Source organism: Pseudoduganella rivuli (assembly GCF_009674485.1).
GTDB lineage: Bacteria > Pseudomonadota > Gammaproteobacteria > Burkholderiales > Burkholderiaceae_D > Rugamonas > Rugamonas rivuli_B.
On sequence record NZ_WKJJ01000031.1, the window covers coordinates 1 to 16,203 of the forward strand.

At 61.1% G+C, this 16,203-nt stretch carries 14 protein-coding genes; 4 read left to right on the top strand and 10 right to left on the bottom strand.

Annotation, left to right across the window (positions count from 1 at the left end; genetic code table 11):
* Positions 1–250: 250 nt before the first annotated feature.
* Positions 251–1,015: an SDR family NAD(P)-dependent oxidoreductase gene (locus GJ700_RS31970; protein WP_154381751.1), complete on the bottom strand. Its 765-nt coding sequence runs from the start codon at positions 1,013–1,015 to the stop codon at positions 251–253.
* Positions 1,016–1,123: 108 nt separating this feature from the next.
* Between GJ700_RS31970 and pyrF the strand changes: the two genes are divergently transcribed.
* Complete coding sequence (pyrF, locus tag GJ700_RS31975) at positions 1,124–1,945, top strand: orotidine-5'-phosphate decarboxylase (protein WP_371868228.1); 822 nt, start codon at positions 1,124–1,126, stop codon at positions 1,943–1,945.
* A 97-nt stretch (positions 1,946–2,042) separates the two neighbouring features.
* Here pyrF and sbcB read toward each other — a convergent pair whose 3' ends face one another.
* Both sbcB and GJ700_RS31985 read right to left on the bottom strand, forming a co-directional pair.
* Entirely contained in the window at positions 2,043–3,488 is a 1,446-nt protein-coding gene (gene sbcB, locus GJ700_RS31980; protein ID WP_154381753.1) for an exodeoxyribonuclease I, read from the bottom strand.
* 90 nt (positions 3,489–3,578) lie between these two features.
* Positions 3,579–4,541: a GGDEF domain-containing protein gene (locus tag GJ700_RS31985; RefSeq protein WP_154381755.1), complete on the bottom strand. Its 963-nt coding sequence runs from the start codon at positions 4,539–4,541 to the stop codon at positions 3,579–3,581.
* Between the two features lie 105 nt (positions 4,542–4,646).
* Between GJ700_RS31985 and GJ700_RS31990 the strand changes: the two genes are divergently transcribed.
* Positions 4,647–5,420, top strand: a complete 774-nt coding sequence (locus tag GJ700_RS31990; protein ID WP_154381757.1) for a helical backbone metal receptor — start codon at positions 4,647–4,649, stop codon at positions 5,418–5,420.
* A 56-nt stretch (positions 5,421–5,476) separates the two neighbouring features.
* Here the strand turns inward: GJ700_RS31990 and GJ700_RS31995 are convergent, their stop codons facing one another.
* The 3 genes from GJ700_RS31995 to GJ700_RS32005 form a co-directional block, all read right to left on the bottom strand.
* Positions 5,477–5,836, bottom strand: coding sequence for an HPF/RaiA family ribosome-associated protein (locus GJ700_RS31995; protein WP_154381759.1), 360 nt, complete (start codon positions 5,834–5,836; stop codon positions 5,477–5,479).
* 169 nt (positions 5,837–6,005) lie between these two features.
* Positions 6,006–7,265, bottom strand: coding sequence for an MFS transporter (locus GJ700_RS32000; RefSeq protein WP_154381761.1), 1,260 nt, complete (start codon positions 7,263–7,265; stop codon positions 6,006–6,008).
* A 157-nt stretch (positions 7,266–7,422) separates the two neighbouring features.
* On the bottom strand, positions 7,423–8,445 hold the full coding sequence (locus tag GJ700_RS32005) for a CDP-6-deoxy-delta-3,4-glucoseen reductase (protein ID WP_154381763.1): 1,023 nt from the start codon (positions 8,443–8,445) through the stop codon (positions 7,423–7,425).
* A 13-nt stretch (positions 8,446–8,458) separates the two neighbouring features.
* On the opposite strand from GJ700_RS32005, the gene GJ700_RS32010 reads away from it, so the two are divergent.
* Both GJ700_RS32010 and GJ700_RS32015 read left to right on the top strand, forming a co-directional pair.
* Entirely contained in the window at positions 8,459–9,355 is an 897-nt protein-coding gene (locus tag GJ700_RS32010; protein WP_154381765.1) for an SDR family oxidoreductase, read from the top strand.
* A 546-nt stretch (positions 9,356–9,901) separates the two neighbouring features.
* The gene (locus GJ700_RS32015) at positions 9,902–10,147 is read left to right on the top strand and encodes a hypothetical protein (RefSeq protein ID WP_154381767.1); all 246 of its coding nucleotides are present in this window, start codon (positions 9,902–9,904) and stop codon (positions 10,145–10,147) included.
* Positions 10,148–10,221: 74 nt separating this feature from the next.
* On the opposite strand, the gene GJ700_RS32020 is transcribed toward GJ700_RS32015, so the two are convergent.
* From GJ700_RS32020 to GJ700_RS32035, 4 genes are all read right to left on the bottom strand, one after another.
* Positions 10,222–11,160, bottom strand: coding sequence for a glycine-rich domain-containing protein (locus GJ700_RS32020; protein WP_154381769.1), 939 nt, complete (start codon positions 11,158–11,160; stop codon positions 10,222–10,224).
* A gap of 244 nt (positions 11,161–11,404) precedes the next feature.
* Entirely contained in the window at positions 11,405–12,265 is an 861-nt protein-coding gene (locus tag GJ700_RS32025; RefSeq protein WP_154381771.1) for a glycine-rich domain-containing protein, read from the bottom strand.
* 123 nt (positions 12,266–12,388) lie between these two features.
* Positions 12,389–14,110 (bottom strand): sensor histidine kinase, encoded by a 1,722-nt coding sequence (locus tag GJ700_RS32030; RefSeq protein WP_154381773.1) that lies wholly within the window; start codon positions 14,108–14,110, stop codon positions 12,389–12,391.
* 177 nt (positions 14,111–14,287) lie between these two features.
* Entirely contained in the window at positions 14,288–16,066 is a 1,779-nt protein-coding gene (locus GJ700_RS32035) for a glutamine--tRNA ligase/YqeY domain fusion protein (protein WP_154381775.1), read from the bottom strand.
* Between the last annotated feature and the right edge of the window lie 137 nt (positions 16,067–16,203).

Sequence of the window (16,203 nt, forward strand, 5' to 3'; positions counted from 1 at the left end):
TGCCATGAGAGCAGTGGTTTAGTTTTTGGGTTTGGTCGCACAAACACAATAACTCTTCCTTACTGCTCTCTTGCGTTTACGGCATGCTCATCCCGGCAATCCGTGAAGAACCAAAAAAAAGCCCGCTGTTGCGCGGGCTTGAAACTATTTTCTTTGGAGGAGAATAGTGGAGACAGGTGTAATTATGTTGCATCGCCACATATATGTCTAATTTTTAGTTTCCATACCTGATATAAATTTTAAGAATATCTCAGTCGCGTACGGGAACCGTGTAGTTCAGTGCCAAGCGGCCACCGTCGACAAACAGCGTCTGGCCTGTCATATAGCTGGCGTCATCGCTGGCCAGGAAGGCGGCAATCGACGCGACTTCTTCCGGTTCGCCGCAGCGGCCCATCGGCGTGCGGGACAAAATCGTGTGGCGCGCTTCCGGACTGCCCAGCACGGCTTTTTTCGCCAGTTCCGTCAGGATGGTGCCGGGGCCGATGCCGTTGACGCGCACGCCGTGCTGCGCCAGGCTCAGCGACATGACCTTGGTCAGCTGGTTGATGCCGCCCTTGGACACCACGTAGGGCACCTGGTCGGGAATCGCCAGTTCCGAATTCACGCTCGACATATTGATGATGCAGCCGCTTTGCTGCTTGACCATCACGCGGGCCGCCGCCTGGCCGCACAGGAACATGGATTTCAGGTTGATCCGCAACACGCGGTCGAAATCGTCTTCGGTGAGGTCGAGGAAATCGGCCTTGTGCGTGACGCCGGCATTGTTGATCAGGATATCGATGCGGCCGAACACGGCCAGCGTTTCCGCCACCAGCGCATCGACATCGGATTTCTGGCTGACGTCGCCGGTGAAGAAGCGGGCCTGGTCGCCCAGTGCTTCGGCAGCTTGCGCGCCTTCCGGTTTGATGTCGACCAGCATGACTTTGGCGCCTTCGGCGACGAGGCGTTGTGCGCAGGCCAGACCGATGCCTTGTGTGGCGCCGGTTACGATCGCGACTTTATTGGATAGTTTCATTCGCGCGGTCCTTTCAATGGGTTGTGTGGCGGAATTTTACTCCAGCGGCCGTGCGTATCGGGCAGGTTATAATTGCGGGTTTGCCATTCACTGTCCAGGAGGGAAGTCGTGACTTTTATCAATAAACTCAATGCCGCATGGGCAAGCAACGACTCCCTGCTGTGCGTGGGCCTGGATCCGGACATGGACAAGCTGCCGGCGCAATTCCGCAACCAGCCCAACGGCATCTATGAATTCTGCAAGGAGATCATCGATGCGACGGCCGACCTGGCGTGCTCGTTCAAGCCGCAGATCGCTTACTTTGCCGCGCTGAGCGCCGAGCGCCAGCTGGAAGACATTTGCGCCTACCTGCGCGACAACTACCCGCACATCCCGCTGGTGCTGGACGCCAAGCGCGGCGACATCGGCGCGACCGCGCGCCAGTATGCGCGCGAAGCGTATGACCGCTATGGCGCGGACGCCGTCACGGTCAACCCGTACATGGGCTTCGATTCCGTCGAACCGTACATGGAGTGGGCCGACCGCGGCGTCATCATCCTGTGCCGCACGTCGAACGCGGGCGGTTCCGACCTGCAATTCCTGGACGTGGGCGGCAAGCCGCTGTACCAGCACGTGGCGGGCCTGGTGGCCAATAAATGGAATGCCAACGGCCAGTGCGCGCTGGTGGTGGGCGCGACGTTCCCGGAAGAACTGGCGCAAGTGCGCGCCATCGTGGGCGACATGCCGCTGCTGGTGCCGGGCATCGGCGCGCAGGGTGGCGACATTGCCGCCACCGTCAACGCGGGCCGCACGGCGGCGGGGACGGGCATGATGATCAACTCGTCGCGCGCGATTCTGTACGCGGCGCCGCAGGCGGGGGAAGACTTTGCCGCCGCGGCGCGCCGCGTGGCGGAAGAAACCCGCGACGCGATCAATCAGTACCGCAAGTAAGCAATCCCGGGCGTCAACGCGGCGCTTGCATGGCGGCTTCCGCTGCGCGGAAACCGCCCTACGGGGGCAAGCGTATCGGCGGTTCAGGCGGGGTGCATCAATAGCGCTGAGGCGCCACCATCTCCGCATAATCGTACAGCGCCCCCAGCACTTCCTCGCCGCGCTCGTCGACGTTTTCCGACAGCTGGTCGATTTCCGTAAATAACTGCTCCACGGTGCGGGCCCCGCCGGCGCCATCGAACAGGCGGGCGGCGCGGTGCTGTTCCCATTGTTCCATTTCGTGTTCCGACAACGTGTGCGGGAAGTTGCGGGCGCGGTAACGGAACACCAGTTCGGCCAGGCGGCCATCCTCGAATGGCGGCGTGCGGCCCGCCAGTTGCGCGGCCGGCAGGCGACGCAGCGATTCCAGCTGGCGCCGGTCGGCGCTGCCGATAAAGCCGCCATACAAATCTTCATCGACGTCGACGTCGCCGGCGTCTTCCTTGCGGAAAATCTGCGCCCACAGCGCGGACAAATCCGGTCCCGTGGCGGCCAGGTGCGCGTGGCGGCGGCCCGCTTCCAGGTCGATGTTCCAGCGCTGCGCCATGGCGGGCGACAGCGTCTTCAAGTTCGACACCAGCATTGGCGATTTATTCAGGTGGATGCTCTTGATCGGCAGGCGCGTGACGCCTTCCGGCAAGTCCGCGCTGCGCGTGAACATGCGCAGGCGCACCGTGTCGGCATCCAGTCCGAACAGCTCCGTCGGATCCTGCGCGCAATCCCACACCAGCACTTCATTCTTGTTGGTCGGGTGCACGCCCAGCGGGAACACCAGCGCCAGGCAACCGCGCTCGGCCGGGAACATGCCGGACACGTGCAGGAAAGGCTGGCGCAGCGCGGGCGCCACGTGCATGCCGATTTCATCGGCCACGCGGTCTTTCTTATGCAGCGCCAGGCAGAAATCGAACAGGCGCGGCTGTTTCGAGCGCAGCAGGCGCGCCAGCGCAATGGTGGCGCGCACGTCGGACAGCGCATCGTGCGCCGCTTCGTGCGCCAGGCCATTCGCCCTGGTCAAGTCTTCGAGGCGGAAGCTGGGCTTGCCGTCCGGCTTGACCGGCCACTCGATGCCTTCCGGGCGCAGCGCGTAGGTCATGCGCACCACGTCCAGCAAATCCCAGCGGCCGCACTGGTTTTGCCATTCGCGCGCATACGGGTCGATCAGGTTGCGCCAGAACAGGAAACGGGTGACTTCATCGTCGAAGCGGATCGTGTTGTAGCCGACACCGATGGTGCCCGGCGTGGCGAAGGCCTGCTCGATGGTGGCGGCGAACTGGTGTTCCGGCACGCCTTGTTCGAGGCACTGCTGCGGCGTGATGCCGGTGATCAGGCACGCTTGCGGATCGGGCAGGAAATCCGGCGCCGGCTGGCAAAACAGCATGATGGGATCGCCGATCTCGTTCAGTTCCGCGTCCGTGCGGATGGCCGCGAACTGGGCGGGGCGGTCGCGGCGCGGCTGCGCGCCGAAGGTTTCATAGTCGTGCCAGAGGAAGGTGTGGGTGCTCATAATCTAGTGGAATGCGGTTGTGCGGCGCCATGATACGCGATTGGCGCGCGCGGCCGGCATTGCGGGCCGTGTTTTACTCGGTGAGCCGGGTCAGGCGGCTGTTACGCGGTTGCGGCCGGCTTCCTTGGAACGGTACAGCGCGGCATCGGCGCACGCGATCAGCGCCTGCTCATCCTGGCCTTCGGTCAGGCTGGCCACGCCCAGCGATGCGGTAATGTGCGGCATCGGCAGCCGCATGTCGTGGAAGATCACGGACTGGCGGATGCGGTCGCACAGGCGCTCTGCCACCACCACGGCGACGTCCGCGCCCGTGTCCGGCAACAGCACCAGCATTTCTTCGCCGCCGTAGCGCACGGCGAAATCCGACGGCCGCAGCGCATTGCTGATGGCTTGCGCGGCGGCGCGCAGCGCCTGGTCGCCGGCCAGGTGGCCATGGCTGTCGTTGAATTTCTTGAAGTGGTCGAGGTCGACCATGATCAGCGACAGCGGCTGTTCCGTGCCGTGGGCCTGGCCCACCATCGGCGGCAACAATTCATTGAGCCAGGCCCGGTTGTACAAGCCCGTCAAGCCGTCGACCATCGACATTTGCCGGTAAAACTCGCCCACCTTCTGGCGCCGGCGCAATTGCGCATTGGCGGCGCGGACCCGGAAGGACAGCAGGCGCAACAGGTTGCGCGCCGTGCCGTTCGATTCGTCGATCAGCTTCCACACGGTCTCGGCATCGATGGCCAGCACGTCGGAATCTTCCAGCGCCGTGATGGCGGTCAGGTTGGCTTCCTCATCCAGCACCGACTGCTCACCGGCGCTTTCACCCGGCAACACCTTGTTGATATTGCCGTCCGCCATGCCCATGCGGGCGTCCGCCGCCACCGATAACGCGCCGCTCAGCACGATATATAGTGCGCGTCCGCCCGGGTTCAGCGGGCGGCCCGCCGCCACGTGCATGATGGGGCAGGGCGCCAGCAGTTTGCGCACGACGGCCTGGTCGGCGCCCTTGAACAACTGGATATTATCGATGGTGTAGGGCGATGCGCTGAACGTGATGGGCTTCAAGATAATTACCTGCGGAAATGATAGCCAGATGATATCCGATGCTGGCGCATGGCGGCCCCGCTGTGTTTCAATACCGCCACGCTCACCAATCGCCATCCTATCGCCATGACTTATACCGACGCCATCGGGCAAACCTTTGCCGCCGCGCCCGGCGCACGCATCGTGTCGCTGGTGCCTTCCATTACTGAATTGCTGTGCGACCTGGGACTGGCGCCACAACTGGTGGCCCGTACGGGGTTTTGCATCCACCCGGCCGACACCGTGCGCGCCATCCCGAAAGTGGGCGGCACCAAGGATGTGAACCTGAACAAGATCCGCACGCTGGCGCCGACCCACGTCATCGTCAACATCGATGAAAACGAAAAGCCCGTGTTCGACGCGTTGCGTGAATTCGTGCCGAACGTGGTGGTCACGCATCCGCTGGCGCCGCTGGACAACGTGCCGCTGGCCCGGCTGATGGGCGGCATCTTTTGCGTGGAAGACAAGGCTGACGCTTGGTGCCACGCGTTCGAACAGGAATACGCGGCCTTGCAGGCGCTGCCGAAGGGGCCGCCGCAAACCGTCCTGTACTGCATCTGGCAAGACCCGTGGATGAGTATCTCGGCCGACACGTACATCGCCCGCATGCTGGCGGAAATCGGCTGGCGCATCCCGGACCTGGGTCCGGACCGCTATCCGGCCTTCGAATGGAACGATGCGCTGGTGGCGGGGATCGACCAGGTGCTGCTGTCATCCGAGCCGTACCGCTTCACGGAAGCGCACGTCGATGCGCTGGAAAAGCAGATCGGTAAACCCGTACAACTGGTGGATGGGGAAATGATGTCGTGGTATGGCAGCCGGGCGCTGCAGGGATTGCGCTACTTGCGGCAATTGCTGTAGCAGAAATGCAAAGGCCGCCGTTGTCCGGCGGCCCGCCCAGGTTTTACAGCGAAGAATCAGGCTTCTTCTTCGTCTACGATTTCCGGTGTCACCGGTGCACGTTTGTGCTCGGCACGTTTGCCCAGGGCGCTGTCGAGTGCGCGTTTGAGCTTGTCTGCGGCGCCGTTAATGGCTTGGTGCAGGGTGGCAGCGTGGTCGCTGACAGCGACGGGTTGCAGTCCGTTGACACGGGCTTCAATCAGGCAACGGTTGTCGCCATCCAGCGATTTTTCGCGGTTATTGTCGCTGAGGTGGACTTCAACACGGCTGATGTGTTCAGAGAATCGGCTGATGGCAGTTTGCACGACGGTTTGTACGTGGCTATCAAGGCCGGCATGACGTTCAATGGTTTTATCGCAATTGACGTTGATCTGCATATACTGCTCCCGTTTGTTCATCAATACAGCACCGGAAGATGACCGGCCTGTGAAACCATCTTACTCCTTTTGCCACAGAGCGCCAATTTAGTGCAGCGCGGAACTCAGGAATTGCCCCGCGGCGGTGCGCAAGCCTTACAATTGACAAGTTGCCCGGGGACGGTCCACGTCAGGCCGCTGCGGATTTTTCCGCCGCTTCCCGTTCCGCGTGGGGGAACCGGTCCATGCGCGACAGCACGGGGAACAGCACACTCCACAAGCCCGTGACCGCCAGCGTGGCCATGCCGCCGAACACCACGGCGCGCGTCAGGCCGAACCAGCCCGCCGTCACCCCCGACTCGAATTCGCCCAGTTCATTCGACGCGCCGATAAACACGGCGTTGACGGCGCTGACGCGGCCACGGATCGCGTCCGGCGTTTCATATTGCACCAGCAAGTGGCGCACATAGACGCTGATCATGTCGCCCGCGCCCATCAGCAGCAAAGCCGCCAGCGCCACGGCAAAGCTGGTGGTGGCGCCCAGCACCACGGTGCACGCGCCAAACAGCGCCACGCCGCCAAACATCCAGGCGCCGACGCGCCGCGTGATGGGGAAAAACGCCAGCGCAATCGAGCACAGCGCGGCCCCCGCGCCGGGCGCGGTGCGCAGCAAGCCCAGGCCGCCGGGACCCACGTGCAGCACGTCGGCCGCCAGCGCCGGCAACAGCGCGGTGGCGCCGCCGAACAGCACGGCAAACAAGTCCAGGGAAATGGCGCCCAGCACGATGGGGCGCGACGTGACGAAACGCATGCCTTCGAGCACACTGTGCCACGTGGCCGGTTCCTTGCTGATGGCTTGCTTGACGGATTTGGTCAGGCACATCAGCGCCACCGACAGCGCCAGCAGCGCGGACGAGACGACGAAGACCATGGTGGCGCCGTAGTAATACAGCAAACCGCCCAGGGTCGGGCCGAGGATGACGGCCACGTGGAAGGTGGATGAACTGAGGGCGACGGCCTTGCTGAAACTGTCGGCCGGCACCAGGTTGATGACCATCGCTTGCGCGGCCGGCGTCATGAAAGCGCGCGCGCTGCCGAACAGGGCCAGGATGGCAAACACGGGCCAGACGGTCTTGGCGCCGCTCAGCGTAAAGGCCAGCAACAGCAGGCCGCACAACAATTGCGCCGCCATGCACAGCGCCACGATAGTGCGCCGGTTATAGCGGTCCGCGATTTGGCCGGCAGGCAGGATCAGCAGCAGGAACGGGGCGAACTGGGCGAGGCCGATCAAGCCCAGGTCAAACAGATTGCCCGTCAGCGCATAAACATGCCAGCCGATGGCGACGTGCTGCATTTGCACGGCCAGGGTGCCGAGCAGGCGGGCGGACAGGTAACTGGTGAAATTGCGGTGCTTGAGGACGGAAAAACCGGTGGCGTCAAAGGCGGGCATGGCGGGAAATCAGGCGGGCGGGACAAGCCTGCTATTGTGCCTGATATCGCTAACGCGCGCTGATGCCTGCGTCGCCACAAGCTCATACCGCATCGCAATGCAAGCAAGGCGGCTTTGTATAAGCCGCCCTCCGGGATGATGCGCTTGCAGGCCCGGATTATTTGGCCAGGTCCGCCTCGGTGGTGAACGCATCGGCATAAAACTCTTCATCGGGCAGCTTGCACTGGGCGACGAAGTCGGTTTTCGCGGATTCCACCATGATGGGTGCGCCGCAGGCATAGACCTGGTGGCCGGACATGTCCGGCAAGTCCGCCATCACGGCGTGGTGGACGAAACCGGTGCGGCCCGTCCAGTTATCTTCCGGCAACGCATTCGATACCACCGGCACATAGTCGAAGTTCGGCAGCTTGGCGGCCCAGTCACGGCACAGCGCATCCATATACAAGTCCTGTGGACGGCGTCCGCCCCAGTACAGCGTCATCTTGCGGGTCGAACCGATCTGGACCAGGTGTTCGACGATGGCCTTGATGGGCGCAAAGCCGGTGCCGGACGCCAGCAGCACCATCGGCTTGTCGCTGTCGTCGCGCACGAAGAACGTGCCCAGCGGCCCTTCGAAGCGCAGGATGTCGCGCTCTTTCATGGTCGAGAACACTTGCTCGGTAAAGAAGCCGCCCGCCATGTGGCGGATGTGCAGGGTGATCGGGCCGTTGTCCGGGGCGGTCGCCATGCTGTAGCTGCGGCGCTTGCCGCCTGGCAGCATGAATTCAATGTACTGGCCGGCGCGGTATTTCAAGCTTTCGTTGGCGGGCAATTGCAGTGAAATCACCACCACGTCCGGCGCCACTTTTTCAATCGACGACACACGCGACGGCATTTTCTTGACCGGGTAATCGCTGCTGCCGGCCACTTCGCGCGCTTCGATGACCAAGTCGGCATGCGGGGTGGCGCAGCAGAACAGTGACAGGCCGGCCGCCGCTTCTTCTTCCGTCAGCGCGCGTTGCTGGTGCGCCTTGTGCGTCACGTTGCCGGAAATGACTTTGCCTTTGCACGAACTGCACGCACCGTTCTTGCAACCGTAGGGCAGGCCGACACCGGCGCGCATGGCCGCGGCCAGGATGGTTTCATCTTCGTCGCAAGTGAATTGGTGGCCGCTCGGCTGAACAGTAATCTGGAAAGTCATACAATCCTTACTTATGAAAAACGTCAACGTTAATAAATTTGCCCGTCCGCGCTTGCTGATCGTCGGCTGCGGCGATGTCGGTATGCGCCTGTTGCCGCTGGTACGGCACGCCTTTCGCGTCATTGCCATCACCAGTCAACCGGAGCGCTGCGCACAATTACGGGCTGCAGGCGCCGTGCCGCTGGTGGCCAACCTGGACCACCCCGCCACGCTGCGCCGCCTGAAAGGGCTGGCGCGCCATGTCGTGCACCTGGCGCCGCCGCAGTCCGCAGGCCAGTGCGATGAGCGCACGCGCCATCTGACCGCCATTTTACCCGAGCGGGGGCGGCTGGTTTACATCAGCACCACGGGCGTTTACGGCGATTGCCAGGGCGCGTGGGTCGATGAAAGCCGTCCCGTGGCGCCCCGCAATGCCCGCGCGATCCGCCGTGTCGATGCCGAACAAGTGTTGCGGCACTGGGCGCGGCGCAGCGGCAGCACGCTGGCGATCCTGCGCGCGCCCGGGATTTATGCGGAAGACCGCCTGCCGCTGGAACGCCTGAAAGCGGGCACGCCGGCGTTGCGTGAAGAAGACGATGTGTACACGAACCACATCCATGCCGATGACCTGGCGCGCGCCATTGCGCTGGCATTGTTCAAGGGGTTGCCGGGCAGGGTGGTCAATGCGACCGATGACAGCGACATGAAGATGGCGGCGTATTTCGATGCGGTGGCCGATGCGTATGGCCTGGCGCGGCCGCCACGCTTGCCGCGTGCGGAATTGCAACAGTTGGTATCGCCCGCATTGCTGTCGTTCATGTCGGAATCGCGGCGTTTGCGCAACAACCGGTTGAAAAATGAACTGGGTTTGCGGTTGCGCTATGCCCGGGTTGTGGATTGCCTACAACAGCGCAAGGTGTGTGTCAGCTAGCAGGCGCATAATCAATCCGACAACGTTCCTGTAGGAGACCCTATGCAAACCACCCCGCACCCATCCAAGGAACAGGTTCGCTTATATATGATGTTGCGGGGGCGGGCCCATCAGCCGCCACCGGCTCCGAATGAAATCCGGCGCCAGCTGGGATGGAGTTGGCGTTGCGAAGATGCTACGCCTTGCTTGATTTTTCCCTCACCGCAATTCGGGCTGTTTTTCCCTGGTACATTGGCGCAACTGAGTGCGGCCATCGCGGTCGAGTGGATGTTCCTCGCGTCCGGTTTCTATGGCCGGCGATAACGAAAAATCACGATTTTCGTATTTAACAATTCCTATCACAGCTGGCAAGTGAGAAATCTATCGAATTCTCACAAATTTCTCGCCAGATTAGCCTATAAGCAATAAAAACGTGTATCATACGGGTCATGTGCTATAAAACATAGCAAAACCCCCTTGTGGGATAGCGCGCGACCGTATTTATCCCGTTAAATATTTTGTGAAAGTGTGGCTTTTGTACAACATTGGCTGCCAGGAACCGACCAAATGACTACCTCGCTCAAGGAAATCACTTCTTCGCCCACGTACAACCCTAACCGTGTACTGGATGCCATCATTGAAAAGCTGCAGTTGAAAAACGATGCGGCACTGTCGCGCGCGCTGGAAGTGGCGCCGCCAGTGATCAGCAAGATTCGTCACAACACGCTGCCGATCGGCGCCACCATCCTGATCCGCATGCATGAAATCAGCGATTTCAGCATCCGCGAACTGCGTGAAATGATGTCTGCCTGATCGGGCACATCGGAAATAAAGCGGGCCGCCACCTGTCGCCAGGTTGCGGCCCGTTGTTATTTGTAGCCAGTACTTTACGCTGCCGGCGTCAGGCGCGGACGTTCCATGTACATGTCCGCGACCTGGCGGGCAGAGGCGCCCGGTACACCGGAATAGGCTGTTTGTGCGGAAGGCACGCCGGAATACGCGGTTTTTGCCTGGGCTGCCGGCACACCGGAGTATGCCGTTTGTGCGCGGGCGGCGGGAACGCCGGAGTAAGCGACCGCCGGCACGCCGGAGTAGGCGGTCTTTGCCTGGGCAGTGGGCACGCCCGAGTAAGCCGTTTTCGCCTGGGCGGTCGGCACGCCGGAGTAAGCGGTTTTCGCCTGGGCGGTCGGCACACCGGAGTAAGCGGTTTTAGCTTGCGCGGTTGGCACACCGGAGTAAGCCGTCTTGGCCTGGGCGGCAGGCACACCCGAGTAAGCGGTTTTTGCCTGTGCCGCCGGCACGCCCGAATACGCAACGGTTGGCACGCCGGAGTAGGCGGTTTTCGCTTCGGCGGCAGGAACGCCGGAATACGCGACAGTCGGCACGCCCGAGTAAGCCGCGTCCGCTTGCTGCGCAGGAACGCCCGAGTAGGCTGCTTCTGCTTTCAGGTAGCTTTCGCCAAACGTGGCTTCGTACAATTCCTTCATGCGGTCGCCGACGCGGTGGTGCACTTCTTCGTCATCTTCGCCGCGCAAGCCGATGTAAGGGAAGTGGTGCAGGAAATAGCCAAATACGGCTTCGCAGTCGACTGCGTATTTCATCGTGTCGAGGATGTGGTAGTGCCAGAACTTGTCGACGTCCATCAGCGGCGCGGTCTGCTCGTGCGGGAACGTCTTCATCAGGTACAGGAACCGGCGATATTCGAATTCCACCGCGTTGGCTTTTTGCAGAGACCAGCCTTCACCGGACGCTTCGTGCATCAGCTTGACTTTGATCGGCTCGAGGTCGAGGTCCGCAATGGCTTGAAAGCTTTCTGCTGAGATCATGGGTGACATCCCTCTATAAAAGGTTCAGTTGTAGAAAAGATTGGATATACGCAGGAGTTGGCTGAAGGGGCCGGCGCGCTCAGGTTCGTAGGGTTGGGAACGAGAGTTGATTCGTGTCAACGAAATCTAGTATAAGCAGACTGTAGTGGATTGCAAGCGAGTGTTGCAATCGTGCGCGGGGTCAATAAATGCTTGTGGGAACAAAGACTTAGTGTTCCCACGTTCCTACCAAGACAGTAGTGAATCAGGCGGTTACAGGCAGGCGTGGACGGGTGGTATAAAACGCTGCAATGTCCGCCTTGCCGCTGGCAATGCCGGAGTACGCGGTTTCGGCACCAGCCTGCTGAGCCTGGCCCTGCGCCGCAATGCCGGAATAAGCGGTCTTGGTGGCAATGCCAGAATAAGCGGTCTGTGCCCCGGCTTGTTCTGCCTTGCCCTGCGCTGCAATGCCGGAGTAGGCGGTTTTGGCGGCAATCCCGGAATACGCGGTTTGCGTGCCAGCCTGATCAGCTTTGCCTTGCGCCGCAATGCCGGAATAGGCGGTTTTGGCGGCAATGCCCGAATAAGCGGTCTGTGCGCCGGCTTGTGCTGCTTTGCCCTGTGCCGCGATCCCCGAGTAAGCGGTTTGGGCTGCGATGCCGGAGTAGGCGGTTTTGTCCTGTGCCGCAATGCCGGAATACGCCGCGGTGGCGATGCCGGAATAAGCCGCATCGTTGCCTGCCGCGGTGCGGATGTAATCTTCACCGAACGTTTCTTCGTACAGTTCCTTCATGCGCTGGCCAACGCGGTGGTGCGCTTCTTCGTCCGCTTCGCCGCGCAAGCCGATGTAGGGGAAATGGTGCAGGAAGTAACCGAACACGGCTTCGCAGTCGGCGGCGTATTTCAGCGTATCGAGGATGTGGTAGTGCCAGAACGTGTCGACGTCGACCAGTGGCGCGGTCTGTTCGTCGGGGTATTTTTTCATCAGGATCAGGAAGCGGCGGTATTCGAACTCAATCGCGTTGGCGCGCTCGAGGCTCCAGCCTTCGCCCGATTCCTGGTGCATCAGTTTGACTTTGATTGGTTCCAGGTCCAGTTCAGCAATGGCTTTGTAAGCATCATTCATCAGTTCGTTCCTTTCGGTTGTTGAGCAGGGCACTACAGGAACGATTCTTGTCTTTTTGAAACTAATGGGATTTGATTTTCGTCAACATGAGTTCGGGAAATTCCTAATTGCAACAGAATTGTCCTAGGCGAACTGTTCGAGGCGGGGATAGGCGGCGCCCGGCTGCAGCAGCGGCGCCGATACCCGTACCACGGTGCCGGTGCCGGGCGCGCTGTGGATCGAGCACGTGCCGCCCAGTAAATTGATGCGTTCTTCAATGCCGACCAGCCCGAACGAGCCGAATTTATTGCGGCTGCGCGCATGCAGGCCGACACCGTTATCACTGATGGTCATGCTCAGCATGTTGTTTTCACGACGCAGTTCGACTTTCACAAGGCTGGCGTGGGCATGCTGCAGCACGTTGCTGAGCGATTCCTGCAAGATGCGGAAATACGCCGTGGCGCAATGGTCGTCAATACCCTCGTCGCCACCGCTTTCGATGAATTCGCAGACAATGCCCGAGCGCTGCCGGAATTGCGCGATTTGCCATTCCACGGCCGCGCCCAGGCCCAGGTCCAGCACGTTGGGCCGCAAGTCATTGATGATCTGGCGCACGCTGCGGATGGTGTGATCGATTTGCGCCAGTGTGCCGCGCGCCCGGGCATGCAGGCGCGGGTGGCGGTGGCTGGTGCGCGTGGTCAGTACGTCCGCTTCGATCCGCAGCGCCAGCAGGTTCTGGCCCAGGTCGTCGTGGATTTCACGGGCGATGCGCTTGCGTTCCTGCTCCTTGATTTGTTCGGCGTGCGCCGCCAGCCGGCGCAATTTATGGTGCGACAGTTGCAGTTTGGCCTGGCTGTCGCGCAATTCCTTGGTCATGGACTTGGCCATGCGGATCGCCCGCAGCCGCGATGACGACAGCGTGTGGAACAAGGCGTAAATCAGCATGCTGCCGCAGAAGCCCGTCAGCAGGGCCAGCCAAGGCAGGAACATGTCGAAGTGCGAATACAGCGCATGCTTGGATGCGGTGAATTCCGCACGCCACACGCGCCCGTTAAAGTCGATCGGCAAGATGTAGCTCAACGTATCCTGCTCGGCTGGCCCGCCCATGCCCCGCTCCATGCTGTCGAACAGCAGCGTATGATTTCCCTCGGATTCCTGGTCGCCGATGTCTTGCAGGATCAGCCGGGTATTGCGCACCGGCATTTCCTCCAACGCACCCAGCACCAGCCGGTAGACGGAAAAACCGATACCGATCGAGCCCACGTAAGCGGCGCGGCGTTGTTCGATGGTCGCGAGCGGCAGATTGGGGCGGTAGACCGGCATGCGCATGGCCAGCACGGCGTCGCGATTGTTGTCGTCCAGTCCGATCGGCACGCCGGATGAAGTCAGCATGCCGGTGTCGCGTCCGCGCGCCAGCGCGCGCGCCACAGCCGGCCTGGCGGCAATATCGAAGCCTACTTTCCCCTCCAGTCCCGCCAGCGGTTCCAGCAGCGTAATGATGGCGGCCTCCGGTTTTGCCCCGGCTGGCACGTGTTGCGCATAATTGAGGGTGGTGATGGCCGGGAAGTGGCGCGGCAAGTCCAGTCCCCTGACATAGCGGTGGAAGCCGTCGCGGGTAATGGTGTCGGCCGACTGGAAGTAGCTGGCCGCGCCCCGCAGCACGTCGGTATACGCTTTGATGGCGTTGGTGATGATGTACTGGCTGTTGCGTGCGTGGCTGCGGAAACGCGCATTGACTTCGCTGTCCAGGGATCTCGCCGTGGCGCCGTACAGCAAGACACCTACGCCCAAGGACAGCAGGACGCCACTCCACCAGAGTGGTTTGGTTGGGGCGAACAGTCTGTTGCGGGCCATATTCAAGGGCATGCGTTATGCCGAAGTGGCTAATGGTTAAGATTTCTTCCAATCAATTAGTTACATAATATATAAATAAAAGGTGACTTTCGTCAAGAACAGTTTTTGCAAATATTCGGTGTATTAGACAAAGATCAATAAAAAAGCCGCCCGAAGGCGGCTTTTTCCAAACAGGTATTGGTTTGGTATTTATTTTGCAGTCCAGCTGTCTTTCAGCGTGACGATGCGGTTGAACACTGGTTTGCCGGGCTGTGAATCCACGCGGTCGGCCACGAAGTAGCCATGGCGTTCGAACTGGAAGCGCTGGTCGCCTGCGGCGTCCTTCATGCCTGGTTCCAGATAAGCCGTCACGGTTTCCAGCGCATTCGGGTTCAGCGCCGCCATGAAATCCTTGCCGCCGGCATCCGGCTGCGGATCCGTGAACAGACGGTCGTACAGGCGCACTTCGGCTTCCAGGCAGTCGGCTGCGGAGACCCAGTGGATATTGCCCTTGACCTTGTAATTGTCGGAACCCGGCGTGCCGGATTTGCTGTCTTCAAAGTATTTCACGCGCACGGCGATGACGTTGCCGTTGTCATCCTTGTCGTAGCCGGTGCATTCGGTCACGAAACCGTGGCGCAGGCGCACGCGGCTGCCTGGCTGGTCACCCACCGGCGGCGTATAGCGGAAGTAACCCTTGGTCGGGGTTTCCATGAAGTCGTCCGCTTCGATCCACAGTTCACGCGTGAACGTGAAGTTGCGCACGCCCATTTCCGGGTGGTGCGGATGGACCGGGCACGAGCATGGTTCGCTGGCGTCGGCCGGGAAGTTTTCCACGATCAGCTTCAGCGGACGCAGCACGGCGGTGGCGCGCGGCGCTTTCGGGTCCAGGTCTTCGCGCACGCAGCCTTCGAGCGTGCTCATGTCGATCCAGCCATCCGACTTGGTCACGCCGATGCGTTCCGCAAACAACTGGATGGATTCCGGCGTATAGCCACGGCGGCGCAAGCCCACGATGGTCGGCATGCGGGGATCGTCCCAGCCCGTGACGACGCCGTCTTCCACCAGCTGGCGCAGCTTGCGCTTGGACGTGATCACGTACGTCAGGTTCAGGCGCGAGAATTCATACTGTTTCGGCACCGGCAGCGTGAAGAAGCCGCCTTTCGACAGGGTTTCCAGCAGCCAGTCGTAGAACGGGCGGTGGTCCTGGAATTCCAGCGTGCAAATCGAGTGCGTGATGTTTTCCAGCGCATCGGAAATCGGGTGCGTGTAGTCGTACATCGGGTAAATGCACCAGTCGTCGCCCGTGCGCACGTGGTGTTCGTGGCGGATACGGTAGATCGCCGGGTCGCGCATGTTCATGTTGGGCGACGACATCGCGTCTTCGCTGATTTTTGCGCGCAGGATGTGCTCGCCATCCTTGTACTTGCCCGCTTTCATGTCGCGGAACATTTGCAGCGATTCTTCGCGCGGACGGTTGCGGAACGGGGAGTTCACGCCCGGCGTATTGAAGTTGCCGCGGTTGGCCGCCATTTCCTCGGCGCTCTGGCTGTCGACGTAGGCATAGCCTTCGTTGATCAGGTATTCCGCCATCGTGTACAACTGGTCGAAATAATCGCTGGCATGGTGCAGGTGCACTTCATTGCCGTTGGGGCCTTGCCAGTTCCAGTCAAAGCCCAGCCATTTGACGCTGTCGATGATGGTGTCGACGTATTCCTGTTCTTCCTTTTCCGGATTGGTGTCGTCGAAGCGCAGGTGGCAGCGGCCGTTGTAGTCGCGCGCCAGGCCGAAATTCAGGCAAATCGACTTGGCGTGGCCCACGTGCAGGTAACCGTTCGGTTCCGGCGGGAAGCGCGTGATCACATTCGGCATGCCGTCGCGGGTATGGGTGCCGGCCGCCAGGTCATTTTCAATGATGGCGCGCAGGAAGTTGGATGGCAGCGCGGGTAGCGCAGCGGCCGATGCAGGATTTTTTTTGTCGTTGCTCATGTAAAAGTGAGAAAAACCGGATTTTTTGAAAGCGAAATGGTACGCATTTTACCGTACCGGCTACCCGGGGCGGGACGGCATACGCTTTTCTGTAGGATAATTCGTCTTTATAACATCACGGCATACGACCCTACGGA

Coding starts and splice junctions, on each gene's coding strand:
- GJ700_RS31970 (WP_154381751.1), bottom strand. CDS start 1,015: ATGAAACTATCCAATAAAGTCGCGATCGTAACCGGCGCCACACAAGGC.
- sbcB (WP_154381753.1), bottom strand. CDS start 3,488: ATGAGCACCCACACCTTCCTCTGGCACGACTATGAAACCTTCGGCGCG.
- GJ700_RS31990 (WP_154381757.1), top strand. CDS start 4,647: ATGACTTATACCGACGCCATCGGGCAAACCTTTGCCGCCGCGCCCGGC.
- GJ700_RS31995 (WP_154381759.1), bottom strand. CDS start 5,836: ATGCAGATCAACGTCAATTGCGATAAAACCATTGAACGTCATGCCGGC.
- GJ700_RS32000 (WP_154381761.1), bottom strand. CDS start 7,265: ATGCCCGCCTTTGACGCCACCGGTTTTTCCGTCCTCAAGCACCGCAAT.
- GJ700_RS32005 (WP_154381763.1), bottom strand. CDS start 8,445: ATGACTTTCCAGATTACTGTTCAGCCGAGCGGCCACCAATTCACTTGC.
- GJ700_RS32010 (WP_154381765.1), top strand. CDS start 8,459: ATGAAAAACGTCAACGTTAATAAATTTGCCCGTCCGCGCTTGCTGATC.
- GJ700_RS32015 (WP_154381767.1), top strand. CDS start 9,902: ATGACTACCTCGCTCAAGGAAATCACTTCTTCGCCCACGTACAACCCT.
- GJ700_RS32020 (WP_154381769.1), bottom strand. CDS start 11,160: ATGATCTCAGCAGAAAGCTTTCAAGCCATTGCGGACCTCGACCTCGAG.
- GJ700_RS32025 (WP_154381771.1), bottom strand. CDS start 12,265: ATGAATGATGCTTACAAAGCCATTGCTGAACTGGACCTGGAACCAATC.
- GJ700_RS32030 (WP_154381773.1), bottom strand. CDS start 14,110: ATGCCCTTGAATATGGCCCGCAACAGACTGTTCGCCCCAACCAAACCA.
- GJ700_RS32035 (WP_154381775.1), bottom strand. CDS start 16,066: ATGAGCAACGACAAAAAAAATCCTGCATCGGCCGCTGCGCTACCCGCG.